Genomic DNA, 14,301 nt, shown 5'->3' on the forward strand with positions numbered 1-14,301 from the left:
CGGCGACGCCTCGCTGGCGCCGGGGTCCGCCCGCCGCGCGCTCGCCGGCGGCGTCTCCGCCCGGCCGCCGGCCTTCTATCGCACGGCGATCCAGCGCGGCTGGGCGGCGCCGCTCTCGGCCTTCATCATGCTGCTGCTGGCCGGACCGGTGCTGCTGGTGAACTTCCGCAGCGGCGGGGCCTCCACCGTGGTGGCCTGCCTGGGCGCGGGCCTGATCTTCATGGTGACCGACGGCGTCTTCGCCGCGCTGGCGGAGGGCGGGACCATTCCGAGCCCCCTGGGCGCCTGGGGCGCGGCCACCATCTTCGCGGCGCTCGGCGCCAGCGTGCTGCTCTACAAGGAGGGATGATGCACGGGGGGACGCCGCACGGCGGCGAGGTCAGGATCGTGCCGGTGGCCTCGGCCGCCGAGCTCTCGCGCTTCATCCGCGTGCCGATGCGGCTGAACGCCCGCGACCCCAACTACATCGCGCCACTGATGATGGAGCGCGGCGAGGCGCTGTCGCCGAAGACCAACCCCTTCTTCGCCCACGCCGAGGTGCAGCTGTTCCTGGCGGAGCGCGGCGGCCGCGACGTCGGCCGGATCAGCGCCCAGATCGATCAGCTGGCGCCCTCCGACGGCGGGCCCAAGGCCGGTCACTTCGGCCTGATCGCGGCCGAGGACGACCCAGCGGTCTTCGCGGCCCTGTTCGCGGCGGCCGAGGCCTGGCTGGCGGCCCGCGGCTGCCTGCGGGCGCAGGGGCCGTTCAACCTTTCGGTCAACGAAGAGGTGGGTCTGCTGGTCGACGGCTTCGACACCCCGCCGATGGTGATGATGGGTCACGATCCGCCCTACGTCGCCGCGCGGGTCGAGGCGCTGGGCTACGGCAAGATCAAGGACGTCTACGCCTACAAGAACCTGACGAGCGACGACCTGCCGCCCCGCGTGCGCAAGCTGGTCGAGCGCGGCGCGCCCGAGGGCGTGAGGCTGCGCATGCTCGACATGAAGCGCTACGACGAGGAGGTCGGCGTTCTGACCGAGATCCTCAACGACGCCTGGTCGGAGAACTGGGGCTTCACGCCGACCACCGAGGCCGAGACCGCCCAGCTCGCCAAGTCGCTGAAGATGGTGGTGGATCCGCGGCTGACGTGGTTCGCCGAGATCGACGGCGAGGCCGCCGGCTTCATCGTCTACCTGCCGAACGTCAACGAGGCGATTCGCGACCTGAAGGGCAAGCTTTTGCCGTTCGGCTGGGCCAAGCTGCTCTGGCGGCTGAAGGTGGCCCGGGTGAAAAGCCTGCGCGTGCCGCTGATGGGCGTGCGCCGGAAATTCGCCGGGACCCGCCGCGGACAGCTGCTGCCGTTCCTGCTGATCACCGCCGGCGGCCTGGAGGCGCGCAAGCTCGGCTATCGCGAAGTCGAGCTGTCCTGGATCCTGGAGGACAACATGCCGATGCGGCGGATCGGCGAGGCGATCGGCTCGCGCGTCTACAAGACCTACCGGATTTACGAGAAGAGTTTGGCGGCATGAGGCCGGAGCGGGCGCTGGTGCTGGCCGGCGCACGCCCGCAGACCGATCCGGTGGCGGCCTATGCGGGGGTCTCCCACAAGGCGCTGATCACGCTGGCCGGCGAGCCCCTGCTGGCGCGGGTGGTGGGCGCGCTGCAAGAAGCCGGGTTGCGCCGGATCGCGGTCTCCGCCTCCGATCCGCAGGTGACAGCGCTGGCGGCGCAGCTGGGCTGCGAGGTCCTGCCGGCCGAGGCCGGGCCCAGCCTCAGCGCCTTGCGCGGGATCGAGGCCCTGGGGACGCCGGTGCTGCTGACCACCTGCGACCATGCCCTGCTGCAGGCCGAGTGGATCGCCCAGCTCCTCGACGCGGCGCCGGACGCGGCCGACGTCTCGGTGCTGCTCGCCCGCCGCGAAGTGGTCGAGGCCGCCGCGCCCGGGACCCGGCGCACCTATCTGAAGTTCGCCGACGGCGCATGGTCCGGCTGCAACCTCTTCCTGGTGCGCAGCGAGCGGGGCCTTGGCGCGATCCGGCTCTGGCGCCAGATCGAGGCCGACCGCAAGCGGCCCTGGCGGATCATCCGCAGGCTCGGGCCGCTGACCCTGATCCGCTACCTGACGGGGCGGCTGGCGCTCGCCGAGGCGCTGCGGCGGCTGGGCGCCCTGTGCGGGGCCGAGGTCGCCGCCGTTCCCAGCCGCTTCGGCCTCGCCGCCGTCGATGTCGACAAGCCGGCGGATCTGGAGCTGGTGCGGGCGATGGTCGGCGGCGAGGGCCGAATCCCCTGAAGGAACGGCTGGTCCCGCAGGTTCGGAGCGGCGCGCAAACCCAGGCGGATGCGCTCAACCTCGAAACGGGTTCCGTATCTCCAAGCCGTTCTCAAGGCGCAGCCCGTGCTGCATGTCTTCCGACCAGAGCACGTTGCATTCGGACGTTTGCGCTGCGGCGACGATCATGGCGTCGTAGATCGAGACCCTAGCCGGCCTCCTTCGCCATCCAGCCTGCCGCCAGCGCGACGTTGGCGGCGACATCCTCGGGGAAGTCGGTCTCGCCCCACTCCAGCCCCTGGATCGACTGCACGGCGACCGCGTCGGTGGTCTGCGCCAGGTGGTCGATGACGCTCAGGTACCAGCGCTTCAGGCCTTCGGCGCGGCGCATGGCCTCCTCGACGGCGTGGGAGAAGCGCTCGGCGCCGGCGGTGGAGAAGCGCAGGAAGCCGATCGACTCCGCGTCATAGGTCTCGATCGACTTGCCGATCGCGCAGAGGCGCCGCCCGTCGGTCTGCACCTTCATGTCGTCGGAGTCGTAGGTCTCCTTGCGGTCGATCGCCAGCGTGATCTCGGCGGCCGGCGCGCCGATCAGCCGCTCGGCGACGGCGGTCTCGAAGAGGGTGTCGCCGTTCAGAAGCAGCACCGGCCGGTCGAACTCGCGCCTGGCCAGCCAGCAGGAGGCGAGGTTGTCGGCGAGCGCGTAGAACGGATTGAAGAGGGTGCGCACCTTCATCGGCCCCGGCGGCAGATGGGCAATCTCGGCGTCGACCAGGTTGGCGCCGAAGCCGGTGACCACCACCGTCTCCTTCACGCCGGCGGCCTCCAGCCGGCGCAGCTGCCAGGCCAGCATGGTGCGCCCGGCGAGGTCGATCAGGCACTTTGGGCGGCGGTCGGTGAGCGGCGACAGCCGCCGTCCCTGGCCGGCGCTGAGGATGATCGCTCGTTCGGGTGAATCCAACGCAAGGCTCCTGCCGCTATTTCTTGGGGTTGAGGCGCGTGTGGACGCCGCCCTTGTAGACGACCGAGTCGCCCTTGTCCTTGACGGCGAAGGAGCCGGCCTGCAGCTGCTGGCCGGACGCTCCGGCCGCCCGCACCGCGGCCGTGCCCAGGACCTCGCCGGTCCTGGCGTCGTAGGTCGCCGCCTGGGTGGTCGACGTGCCGTCGGGGCTGGTGAACCTTACGTCGCCGGCGAGCTCGAGCCGCCCGGCGGTCTCGTCGTAGATCCCGCTGTCGGCGGTCACCTTCGTCTGGTCGCTTGCCCCCGGATCGCGCACCAGCACCGGCTCGTGCAGCTTGATACGGTCGGCGGCCCCCAGCTCGCGCTCGGCGGTGGCGGAGGTGATGACGAAGGGCCGGCCCTTGCCGTCCTCGCCCGTCAGGCGCGGGCCGATCAGCTCGATCGGCCGGGCCGCCTGCGCCCTGTTCTCCGCGCCGCGCCAGGCGCTCAGCACCGCCGCGACGACGACCGCCAGCAGGGTCGCGATCGCCACGCCGGGCAGAACGACGCGCAGAGTCGCGATCAGCGGCGACCTCGGACGGCGGGCGACGGGAACCTCGGAGGCGGACATCGAAGGGCCTTGCTACTCCGGCAGGGCCCGGGCTGTCATCCGCCATTGCAGCCAGGCTTGGGGCGCACGGCGACGCAGCCGACGCGCGACGCGAGATGTCAGTCGGTGTCGGTCTTGCGCTCGCCGAGCGGCTGGGGCCAGCGCTTGACGATGCGGCCGCCGCACCAGAGCTCGCGCTCGACGGTGTTGGTCAGGTCCTCGGCCGCGCCCTTGGCCTCGACGTCGTCGGGCGCGACAAAGGGAAACCGCTCGGCGACACGGTGTGAGCGGTCCAGGAACAGAAGCTCGTAGCGCATCTTCGTTCTCCCCCCGTTCAAAAAGAACGGCATCGCTCCTGGCCTCCGGTGTCAATCGGGTTGGCGGTAAATCCCCGGTGATCGGCGGTTTCAAAGGCGATCCTGAGATGGATCAAAGCGCGCCAGGACTGTCCGCTCCATGACAGACATAGGCAGGCGGCCGCGACAGGGTCGTCCCGTACTCCGCTGGAACAGATTTGGGGGACGTGTGTCGAACGAGAATCGCAGCCGCGCCGCGCGGTCCGGCTGGACCCGGCGGCGAGCCGCGGCGCAGTCCGACTCCGAGGCCAATGCGGAGACGGCGTCGCCGGACGCCGAGGCGGTCTATCGGGCCTATCGGGAGGCGAAGGCTAGGCACGACGCCGCGATCGCGGCGCTGAAGGCCTCGTCGGGACGCGGGGTCGCGCCCGATCCGGAGCTGGTGAGGCGCCAGGCCGAGGCCGCCGTCGATGAGATCGAGGCGCTGTCGGCGGTGCGCGCCCTCGTGAAGGCGCCATCGAGGCCAGACCGCGACTGATCTGTCGGGCTGTCAAAAGCGGTCGCGGGGCGAGGCGGGCTGCGCGAGGCTAGAGCGTTCGGCGGTTCGAATGAACCGCCGAACGCTCATAAGTTCTTGAAGTTAGACCATTCGCTGCGCCGAACCGGCCTCCACTTCGGCGGCGAATGGTCTAGGCGCTTTGACGAGCGGCGGCGATGTCGGAGACGTGATGCCTGATCGAAATCTGCTCGCCGCCGAGATCGACGGGCTGAGACGGCAGCTCGCGGAGAACGCCCGCAACCTGAACCAGTGCGAGGCGCGCTACGACGCCGTTTTCAACGCCGCCCAAACGCTGATTGCGCTCTGCACGGTCGAGGGCGTGGTGCTGGACGTCAACCGCAAGCTCCTGGAGACCACCGGCGCGCGGATCGAGGACTGCGTCGGGCGCAATATCTGGGAATGCTCCTGGTATGCGAACCAGCAGGAGGAGGCCGCCAGGCTGAAGGCGGTCATCGAGGAGCATCCGGGGCAGACCCTGCAGTACGAGGCGCGCTACGCCACGCCTGAGGGCGGCTGGGCGGCCTACGACATCATGATCCGTCCGGTGCGAGCCCAGGTCGGCGGCGATGTGCGGTTCATCGTCATCGAGGCGCGCGACCTCACCGCCATCCGCATGGCCGAGGAGCGGGCCCACCGCTCGGAAAGGATGGAGGCGCTGGGCCTGCTCACCGGCGGAATCGCCCACGATTTCAACAACTTTCTGACGGTGGTCATCGGCGCGCTCGACATGGTCGTGCGACGGCCGGAGAAATCCAACCGCGGCGCCCTGATCGAGGCGGCGCTCGAAGCGGCGCAGAAGGCCGAGGCGCTCAACAAGCAGCTGCTGGCCTTCGCCCGGCGCAGGCCGCTCGCGGCCCAGGACGTCGACGTCGGGGCCGCGCTGCGCGGCCTGGAGCCGCTGTTGCGCAAGGCGGTCGGCGAGGCCGTCGACATGCACGTGCACGTCTCGGCCGAGGCCCACTCGGTCCGCATGGAAAGCGCCCAGTTCGAGGCGGCCGTGCTCAACCTCTGCCTCAACGCCCGCGACGCGATGCCCAGCGGCGGACGCCTCGACGTCGACGTCCGGCAGGCCGCCCGGGAGGAAGCCCGCCAGGCCGAGATCGCAGGGCCCGCGATCGTCGTCGCCGTGTCCGACACCGGCGAGGGCATCGAGCCGGAGGTGCTGCCGCGCGTCTTCGACCCCTTCTTCACCACCAAGGGCGCCGGCCACGGCACGGGGCTGGGCCTGAGCCAGGTCTACGGCTTCGCCCGGCAGACCGGCGGCGGCGTGGACGTGGCCAGCGTCCCCGGCAAGGGCTCGACCTTCAAGCTGATCCTGCCGTGCGCGCCCGCGGTGCGCGCACGGCCCGGACGCGACACCGACGTGGGCGAGCCGCTGGCGATCCGCAGCGTGCTGCTGGTCGAGGACGACGAAGGCGTCGCAGGCGTGTCCGCGGCGATGCTGGGCGAGCTGGGCCTGGAGGTGATCAGCGCGGCCAATGGTCCGGATGCGCGGCGCGTCCTGGTGAGCGACGACTTCGACCTGCTGATCAGCGACGTGATCATGCCCGGCGGCATGAACGGGGTCGAACTCGCCCACTGGGCGCGCAGCCAGCGGCCGGGGATCAAGGTGCTGCTGGTCTCCGGCTGGAGCGCCGACACCCTGGTGACCGCCTCGCCGGACCTGCCGATTCTGCAGAAGCCGTTTGACATCGCCACGCTCAAGCGGGCGATCGAGCGCCTGGTCTGAGGCCCGCCGAAGGCTCCGATCCCTGACTTTCGCCGGCCTAGCCGTGCCGAGGCCGAATCGCTTTCCGCAAGGGCTAAGCTCGTCAGTCGGGCTGATCGCTGGTTTGTGATGAAAAGTGACACACGAATCGGCCTGCACAGCCGCGAATTACGCGTTTTTGTCCGCCAAAGGTGATTTTCAGCTTCGCCGCTTTTGGTCGCAGCGCGTTCCACCATGGAAGGGATCAACATGTGTTTCTGGGACACGTAGAGGACGAAGCCAGTCATGTCGGAGAAGCTGTTCAGCGTCTTCGCCAGCGCTTTTGAGGCGCAGCGCACCGCGGAGATGCCGCTGAAAGACTACCTGGAGGCCTGCTCGAAAGACCCGCTGCTCTATGCAAACGCCGCCGAGAGGCTCCTGGCGGCGATCGGCGAGCCTGAGATGGTGGACACGGCCAGGGACGCGCGCCTTGGCCGTATTTTTATGAATCGAACGATCCGGCTCTATCCCGCCTTCGCCGGATTCTACGGGATGGAAGAGACCATCGAGCAGATCGTCTCCTTCTTCCGTCACGCCGCCCAGGGGTTGGAGGAGCGCAAGCAGATCCTCTACCTGCTGGGGCCGGTGGGCGGCGGCAAGTCGTCGCTCGCCGAGCGCCTCAAGGCGCTGATGGAGGTCAACCCGATCTATGTGCTGAAGGCCGGCGACGAGCTGAGCCCGGTGTTCGAAAGCCCGCTGTCGCTGTTCGACCCCGATCTGCACGGGGACATGATCGAGGAGCGCTACGGCATTCCGGCGCGCCGCCTGACGCGGATCATGAGCCCGTGGTGCCTGAAGCGGCTGCACGAGTTCGACGGCGACATCTCCCGGTTCACGGTGGTGCGGCTGGCGCCGTCGCGGCTGCGCCAGATCGCCATCTCCAAGACCGAGCCGGGCGACGAAAACAACCAGGACATCTCGTCCCTGGTCGGCAAGGTCGACATCCGCAAGCTGGAGTATTTTTCGCAGAACGACCCCGACGCCTACAGCTACTCGGGCGGCCTGAACCGCGCCAACCAGGGCCTTCTCGAGTTCGTCGAGATGTTCAAGGCGCCGATCAAGATGCTGCACCCCCTGCTGACCGCCACGCAGGAGGGCAACTACATCGGCACGGAGAACATCGGCGCCATCCCGTTCCACGGCGTGGTGCTGGCCCACTCCAACGAGGCCGAGTGGCAGAGCTTCCGCAGCAACAAGAACAACGAGGCCTTCATCGACCGGATCTGCGTGATCAAGGTTCCCTACTGCCTGCGGGTGGCCGAGGAGCAGAAGATCTACGAGAAGCTGATCACCGGCTCGGAGCTGGCGAGCGCGCCCTGCGCGCCGGCCACGCTGGAGATGCTGGCGCGGTTCTCGGTGCTCACGCGGCTGCGCAAGCACGACAACTCGACCTATTACGCCAAGCTTCGGGTTTATGACGGCGAGAACCTGAAGGACACCGACCCGAACGCCCGCAGCGTGCAGGAGTACCGCGACGCGGCCGGCGTCGACGAGGGCATGGACGGGGTCTCGACCCGCTTCGCCTTCAAGGTGCTGGCCTCGACCTTCAACCACGACACCAGCGAGATCGCCGCCGACCCGGTGCATCTGATGTACGTGCTCGAGCAGAGCGTCCGGCGCGAACAGCTGGGCGAGGAGACCGAGAAGCGCTACCTGGAGTTCATCAAGGCCGAGCTCGCCTCGCGCTACGCCGAGTTCATCGGCCACGAGATCCAGAAGGCCTACCTGGAATCCTACGCCGACTACGGGCAGAACCTGTTCGACCGCTACGTCGACTACGCCGACGCCTGGATCGAGGACCAGGACTTCAAGGACCCCGACACCGGTCAGCTCCTGAACCGCGAGCTGCTCAACCAGGAGCTTTCGAAGATCGAGAAGCCGGCGGGGATCGCCAACCCGAAGGACTTCCGCAACGAGATCGTCAAGTTCGCCCTGCGCTCGCGCGCCAAGGGCGGCGGGCAGAACCCCTCGTGGACCAGCTACGAGAAGATCCGCGAGGTGATCGAAAAGCGGATGTTCAGCCAGGTGGAGGACCTGCTGCCGGTCATCTCGTTCGGCTCCAAGAAGGACGGCGAGACGGACAAGAAGCACACCGAGTTCGTCGAGCGCATGAAGGCGCGCGGCTACACCGAGCGCCAGGTGCGCCGCCTGGTCGACTGGTACATGCGGGTGAAGCAGGCCGGCTGAGCCGGCGTCTGGAGTCTCCATGCACATCGTCGATCGACGGCTCAACCCGAACAGCAAGAGTCTCGAGAACCGCCAGCGTTTCTTGAGACGGGCCAAGGAGCAGGTGCAGGAGGCGGTGCGCAACGCCTCCAGCGGCCGCGACCTCGGCAAGGCGCTGGACGGAGGGGAGGTGAGCATCCCCTCCGACGGGGTGCGCGAGCCCAGGCTGCGCACCACGCCGGGGAACGTCCGCGACCAGATCCTGCCGGGCAACCAGACCTTCAACGAAGGCGACATCCTTCCGCGGCCGAGCGGGGGCGCGGGCCGCGGCGGGGCGGGCGAGGGCGACAGCGAGGACGACTTCCGCTTCATGCTGACGCGGGAAGAGTTCCTCGAGATGTTCCTCGACGACCTCGAGCTGCCGGACATGGCCAAGCGCAGGCTGGCCAGCACCGAGCGCGAGGGCCTGCGGCGCGCCGGCTACCAGACGGTGGGTTCGCCCACGAGCCTGTCGATCACCCGCACCATGCAGCTGGCGCTGGTCCGCCGCACGGCCCTGCGCCGGCCGAGCCCGCGGACCCTGGCCGAGCTGGAGGCCGAGCTCGCCGACTGCGAGGACGAGGACCGCCGCACGGCGCTCAAGGCCGAGATCGAGGCGATGCGGAACCGGATGCGCCGCATCCCCTACATCGACCCGATCGACGTCCGCTACCGGCGCTTCGAGGTCGAGCCGCGGCCGGTCGCCCGCGCCGTCATGTTCTGCCTGATGGACGTCTCGGGCTCGATGACCGAGCACATGAAGGACCTGGCCAAGCGGTTCTACCTCCTGCTCTACGTCTTCCTCGGCCGGCGCTACAAGCAGGTCGAGGTGGTCTTCGTCCGCCACACCGACAAGGCCGAGGAGGTGGACGAGGAGACCTTCTTCCGCAGCCCCGCCTCGGGCGGCACCCTGGTCTCCAGCGCGCTCGCCGCGATGTCGCGGATCGTCGCCGAGCGCTATTCGCCGGCGGAATGGAACATCTACGCCGCCCAGGCCTCGGACGGCGACAACGCCCACGGCGACGGGGTGATGACGGCCCAGCTCTTGACCGAGGAGGTGCTGCCGGTCTGCCAGTACTTCGCCTACCTGGAGGTCGGCGCGACCTCGCACCTGCGCCAGCCGATGCCGGACTCGCCGCTGTGGACGCTCTATGAGCGGCTGCAATCGGAAGGCGCGCCGCTGTCGATGCGCCGCGTCGAGGACCGCAGCGAGATCTTCCCGGTGTTCCGCGACCTGTTCAAGAAGCGCGACGCCAAGCGGGTGAGCCCATGACCGCCGCCGTCAAGACCTGCAACCTCCTCTTCGACGGGGCGGACTGGGACTTTGCGACCCTGCAGCGGATCCATGACGCCTGCCAGGAGATCGCCGTCGGCGAGCTCGGCCTGGACGTCTATCCGAACCAAATCGAGGTGATCACCGCCGAGCAGATGCTCGACGCCTACGCCTCGATGGGCATGCCGCTGTTCTACAAGCACTGGAGCTTCGGCAAGCACTACGCCTATCACGAGACCCTCTACCGCAAGGGCTGGGCGGGGCTGGCCTACGAGATCGTCATCAACTCCTCGCCGTGCGTCTCCTACCTGATGGAGGGCAATACGGCGACCATGCAGACGCTGGTCATCGCCCACGCAGCCTTCGGCCATAACCACTTCTTCAAGAACAACTATCTGTTCAAGACCTGGACCCAGGCCGACACCATCCTGGACTACCTCGACTTCGCCAAGCGCTACATCGCCCGTTGCGAGGACCGCTATGGCCAGGAGGCCGTCGCCCGGGTGCTGGACAGCGCCCATGCGCTGATGGGGCAGGGGGTGCACCGCTACCAGGGCGCGCGGGGCCCTGACCTGCGCCACGAGGAGGAGCGGCAGAAGAGCCGTCGCGCGCACCAGGAGCGGATGTTCAACGACCTGTGGCGGACCTTGCCGGAGGCCGCGCACCTGGTGACGCCCGACCATACCGAACGCCGCCGCGCCCTGCTCGGCCTGCCGCAGGAGAACCTGCTCTACTTCCTGGAGAAGGCGGCGCCCCGGCTCGCGCCCTGGCAGCGCGAGGTGCTGCGCATCGTCCGCCAGGTGGCGCAGTACTTCTATCCCCAGGGTCAGACCAAGGTGATGAACGAGGGGACCGCCACCTACGTCCACTACCGGGTGATGAAGCGCCTGCACGAGAAGGGGATGATCACCGACGGCAACTACCTGGAGTTCCTGCAGTCGCACACCAACGTCGTGGCCCAGCCGGGCTATGACGACCCACGGTTCAGCGGCTTCAACCCCTATGCGCTCGGCTTCTCGATGATGCAGGACATCGAGCGCATCGTGACCGATCCGGACGACGAGGACCGGGCCTGGTTCCCCGACATCGCCGGGACCGGCGACGCGATGGCGGTGTTGCGCGACATCTGGGCCAACTACCGCGACGACAGCTTCATCAGCCAGTTCCTGAGCCCGCGCCTGATGCGTGAGATGCGGCTCTTCCATCTGCGCGACGACGTCGAGGTGAAGGAGGGGATCCGGGTCGAGGCGATCCACAACGAGCGCGGCTTCCGCGGCATCCGCCGCGAGCTCGCCCGCCAGTACGACGTCGGCGCGCGCGAGCCGAACGTGGAGGTGGTCGACGTCGACCTCGCCGGCGACCGCAAGCTGATCCTGCACCACTATGCGCTGGGCGGGGCGATGCTCGACGAGGGCGACACGGGCCGGGTGCTGCAGCACCTCGCCGACCTGTGGAGCTACGATGTGGTGATGCGCGAGGTCGACGCGGACCTCAACGTCCTGCGCGAGCACACGGCCAAGCCGCGGGAGACCTCGCACTTCGAGTGGGTGTGAGGCGCCGCGGCGTCGGCGCGTCGAAGGATCGGATCAGGGTTCGCGCGACCGCCGCCGGGCGGGGGCCTCGGCGGCCTGGGGCTGCGGCCACAGGCGCACGGCCGCCGCCATGGCGAGCGAACCGAGCACGGCGGCGGCGGCGCCCAGCCACTGACCCGGCGCCATGCCGTCCGCGGCCAGCTGCGCGGCGAGGCCTCCCGAGAAGACGGCAAGGAAAATGGACCCCAACTTCTCGGTCTTCTCTCGATTCATCACGCAACCCTTCCTGCGGCCCGCGGCGGCCGCCCCGGGTCTGGTGGCCAGCATGTAGGCAGGCTGGTGCAGGAACAAGCGCGGCTGGGACGCTTTTATCCAGGTTAGGGACGCGGGCCTCGCAGTGTGATCCCTTTCCGCCTCGGAGACGGGTCTATCCCGGCGAGCAAGCCCGTGACTGTGAAGTCGCCCCCAAGAGCCGCGCACCTGCGCCAGAACTTTGGCCCTGGCACGGCCGCCTGCGTTGGCTGGGCGTTCGCGTTGGCCATCCTTGTCGCGGCGGTTGCGCTCGGCGCAGAAGGCGCCGGACGCGCCGGCATCCAGTTCGCACTGCGGCTGACCGCGCGCCTCGCCTTCCTGCTGTTCTGGCCGTGCTATGTGGCGGGAACGCTGGTCGTCCTGTTCGGCCCTCGGTTCATGCCGCTGAAGCAGCGCGCACGAGACCTCGGCTTGGCCTTCGCCGCAGTTCTGGCGGTCCATCTTGGATTGGTCGTGGCCCTTTGCGCCATCGGCTCGCCCCCGGCCTTGCGGGTGTTCGTCATCTTCGGCCCCGGCGCGGTCTGGGCTGCGCTTCTGGCCATCGCCTCGAACAACGCCGCGGGCGTGGCGCTCGGCGCGACCGGCGGGTGGGTCCTGAGGAATGTGGCGATGAATTATCTCGCCTTCGACTTCGCGGTCGATTTCGTTCGTCCCCAGCCGCTGAATTCCATTGTGCGGCAAATCGAGTATCTGCCCTTCGCGGCGTTCGCGCTCCTGGGGCCGGCGCTGCGCGCTCTGGCCTGGATCAGTCCGAGGCTCATGCGCCTCGACGCCTACAGGCGCAGCCCGAAAATTGATGGCCGCTGAGGGAAGCCGCGCCAGCGTAGCCGTCCGCCTATTCCTTCGCCTGGCGAGCCGCGCCGATCAGCCGTCTCGCTGGAGCCGCGCGCGCATCGCCGCGCCGTGCTCCGAGCCGCAGGCCGCTGATCCACCGCCGCGCCGGCATTTCAAAAAGGTTCAGTGACAACCACGACGTAACGAGGGCCAGAACAATCGCGAGAACGACCCAGGCATTCATAGCCGCGCTTCCGAGATGCAGAAGTCGTTGGCCGACGAAGATGATGAAGACGACCTCGTACAGAGGATGAACCATGTAGAGGGAGTAGGTGAGCGAGCCGAGCGGGGCGAGCTTCATCATGAAGCGTTTGCCCTGGCCCGAATAATCCGCAGCCACCCCGGCGGTGAAGGCGACCAGGATAATGGCCAGCAGAACCGGGAACGGCGCCGCGAGGCCCGCGCCGATCACGAAAGCTGCGAGGCAGGCCCCGCAAATCCACGAGGCGCCCGGCAGGTGCGCGAGCGTCAGGCGTGCGTTGAACGCAGCCATCCCGAAGAGGAACGAGGGAAGGGCGCGCAGCGGAGACAGGTTCGACGTCCACATGTACCAGGGATCCCCCGGAAGGACCCACAGAACGCCGTAGAGCAGCAGCGCGAGCGGGAACGCCCAGCCGCGGCGCATGATCACCAGCAAGAGGGGCAGGATCAGGTAGAGCGCCCATTCCGCGCTGATGGACCAGCTCACGTCGTTGAACGACAGGTGCGGGGAGATCCAGGCATGCAACAGCAATAGGTTGGGGAGCGCGTACCGGAAGTCATAGTTTTCGGGGTGATTGGTGTGGAGGACGTCTTGCGCCACCAGCAGGCCCATCGCCATGAAAAGAACCGCCGTCAGCCAATGCAGGGGGCCGAGCCGCGCGATGCGCTTCTTAAGAAATCCCCCGTACTGATGCAGTGTCGCTATCTCGCCGTAAAATCGGGCCATCGCCAGGCCGGAGATGGCGAAGAACATTTCCATCAAGAGCCGGAAGCCCTCGAGGTTGTCATTGAATGCGGTCAACGGCGCCGGCAGCGTCAGTTCTCCGCGATAGTGGAAGTAGACGATGCTGATCGCCCCGAAAAACCGCATGAAATCCATGTGGGGCATCTCGTCGGATTCAGCGCGAAGCGGCCTGAGCTTAAGCATCTAGGCCGCCTCCGCGCCGGCGCAGGCAGTACTGCGCGTTCGAGCGTGACGCACCCGGCTCGCCTTGCTGTTGGCCGGCCCGCGCGTATGCGCCTGTGAGCCGCATGGCGAGCTCCGTCTCGTGCGCGGCTCCGGTCTCGGCCGCCTGCGAGACTGTAGCTTGGGGCCTCGAGCGGCCGAATTTCAATTGATGCGCAGGCCGTGCTGCGACGAGGGCAGCCGGCTGCGCGCATCCAGATCGCGCCGGCGAGGGCGCAAAAAAACCGCGGGGCGTGGGATTGGCGCCCGGACGTTTATCCATCCCCTCCTTTGGTAACGTCAGCGGCGGCGTCGGCGCTTAGGCTTCTCGACACTTCCCTTCCCGCCGCGGGGGTGGGTGGTCGTCCGCCCTGGCGCGCACAGCCACCGCCGCCCGCCGCTCGCACCGGAGGATAGCGCATGCGGCCGGAGACGATCGCGATCCACGGCGGGTTTGAGGCGGATCCGACCACCCGGGCGGTGGCGGTGCCGATCTATCAGACCGCCTCCTACGCCTTCGACAGCGCCGCGCACGGGGCGGCGCTGTTCGATCTCGAGGCCGAGGGCTATCGCTACACCCGCATCGCCAACCCGACG

The 14,301-nt window shown here is 68.5% G+C and carries 15 protein-coding genes; 10 read left to right on the forward strand and 5 right to left on the reverse strand.

Annotated features, from left to right (window positions below):
* The 3 genes from VJS38_RS00715 to VJS38_RS00725 all read left to right on the forward strand — a co-directional run.
* On the forward strand, window positions 1-349 hold a 349-nt coding region (locus VJS38_RS00715; protein WP_324086238.1), incomplete at its 5' end, for an LptF/LptG family permease.
* Window positions 349-1,509: a dATP pyrophosphohydrolase gene (locus tag VJS38_RS00720; RefSeq protein WP_324086239.1), complete on the forward strand. Its 1,161-nt coding sequence runs from the start codon at window positions 349-351 to the stop codon at window positions 1,507-1,509. The genes VJS38_RS00715 and VJS38_RS00720, both read left to right, overlap by 1 nt.
* Window positions 1,506-2,270 carry a nucleotidyltransferase family protein gene (locus tag VJS38_RS00725; protein WP_324086240.1) on the forward strand — a complete coding sequence of 255 codons (765 nt, stop codon included), beginning with the start codon at window positions 1,506-1,508 and terminating at the stop codon, window positions 2,268-2,270. The genes VJS38_RS00720 and VJS38_RS00725 overlap by 4 nt, the downstream gene beginning before the upstream one ends.
* Window positions 2,271-2,457: 187 nt before the next feature.
* Here VJS38_RS00725 and VJS38_RS00730 read toward each other — a convergent pair whose 3' ends face one another.
* From VJS38_RS00730 to VJS38_RS00740, 3 genes are all read right to left on the reverse strand, one after another.
* Window positions 2,458-3,210 (reverse strand): NTP transferase domain-containing protein, encoded by a 753-nt coding sequence (locus tag VJS38_RS00730; RefSeq protein WP_324086241.1) that lies wholly within the window; start codon window positions 3,208-3,210, stop codon window positions 2,458-2,460.
* Window positions 3,211-3,226: 16 nt separating this feature from the next.
* The gene (gene lptC, locus VJS38_RS00735; RefSeq protein WP_324086242.1) at window positions 3,227-3,820 is read right to left on the reverse strand and encodes an LPS export ABC transporter periplasmic protein LptC; all 594 of its coding nucleotides are present in this window, start codon (window positions 3,818-3,820) and stop codon (window positions 3,227-3,229) included.
* A 98-nt stretch (window positions 3,821-3,918) separates the two neighbouring features.
* Window positions 3,919-4,116, reverse strand: coding sequence for a hypothetical protein (locus VJS38_RS00740; protein WP_324086243.1), 198 nt, complete (start codon window positions 4,114-4,116; stop codon window positions 3,919-3,921).
* Between the two features lie 208 nt (window positions 4,117-4,324).
* Here VJS38_RS00740 and VJS38_RS00745 point away from each other — a divergent pair, with 208 nt between their 5' ends.
* From VJS38_RS00745 to VJS38_RS00765, 5 genes are all read left to right on the forward strand, one after another.
* Window positions 4,325-4,633, forward strand: coding sequence for a hypothetical protein (locus VJS38_RS00745; RefSeq protein ID WP_324086244.1), 309 nt, complete (start codon window positions 4,325-4,327; stop codon window positions 4,631-4,633).
* A 190-nt stretch (window positions 4,634-4,823) separates the two neighbouring features.
* Window positions 4,824-6,383: an ATP-binding protein gene (locus VJS38_RS00750; RefSeq protein ID WP_324086245.1), complete on the forward strand. Its 1,560-nt coding sequence runs from the start codon at window positions 4,824-4,826 to the stop codon at window positions 6,381-6,383.
* Window positions 6,384-6,647: 264 nt separating this feature from the next.
* Complete coding sequence (locus VJS38_RS00755; protein ID WP_324086246.1) at window positions 6,648-8,588, forward strand: PrkA family serine protein kinase; 1,941 nt, start codon at window positions 6,648-6,650, stop codon at window positions 8,586-8,588.
* Between the two features lie 19 nt (window positions 8,589-8,607).
* Window positions 8,608-9,879: a YeaH/YhbH family protein gene (locus tag VJS38_RS00760; protein ID WP_324086247.1), complete on the forward strand. Its 1,272-nt coding sequence runs from the start codon at window positions 8,608-8,610 to the stop codon at window positions 9,877-9,879.
* On the forward strand, window positions 9,876-11,432 hold the full coding sequence (locus tag VJS38_RS00765; RefSeq protein WP_324086248.1) for a SpoVR family protein: 1,557 nt from the start codon (window positions 9,876-9,878) through the stop codon (window positions 11,430-11,432). Before VJS38_RS00760 ends, VJS38_RS00765 begins: the two co-directional genes overlap by 4 nt.
* Window positions 11,433-11,465: 33 nt before the next feature.
* On the opposite strand, the gene VJS38_RS00770 is transcribed toward VJS38_RS00765, so the two are convergent.
* Window positions 11,466-11,762 carry a hypothetical protein gene (locus VJS38_RS00770; RefSeq protein ID WP_324086249.1) on the reverse strand — a complete coding sequence of 99 codons (297 nt, stop codon included), beginning with the start codon at window positions 11,760-11,762 and terminating at the stop codon, window positions 11,466-11,468.
* Window positions 11,763-11,945: 183 nt separating this feature from the next.
* On the opposite strand from VJS38_RS00770, the gene VJS38_RS00775 reads away from it, so the two are divergent.
* Window positions 11,946-12,530 (forward strand): hypothetical protein, encoded by a 585-nt coding sequence (locus tag VJS38_RS00775; RefSeq protein WP_324086250.1) that lies wholly within the window; start codon window positions 11,946-11,948, stop codon window positions 12,528-12,530.
* A 28-nt stretch (window positions 12,531-12,558) separates the two neighbouring features.
* On the opposite strand, the gene VJS38_RS00780 is transcribed toward VJS38_RS00775, so the two are convergent.
* On the reverse strand, window positions 12,559-13,686 hold the full coding sequence (locus tag VJS38_RS00780) for an acyltransferase (RefSeq protein WP_324086251.1): 1,128 nt from the start codon (window positions 13,684-13,686) through the stop codon (window positions 12,559-12,561).
* A gap of 438 nt (window positions 13,687-14,124) precedes the next feature.
* Here VJS38_RS00780 and VJS38_RS00785 point away from each other — a divergent pair.
* Window positions 14,125-14,301, forward strand: a 177-nt coding sequence (locus VJS38_RS00785; protein WP_324086252.1) for a PLP-dependent transferase, incomplete at its 3' end; no start/stop codon positions are given.

Source organism: Phenylobacterium sp. (genome assembly GCF_035276905.1).
GTDB lineage: Bacteria > Pseudomonadota > Alphaproteobacteria > Caulobacterales > Caulobacteraceae > Phenylobacterium.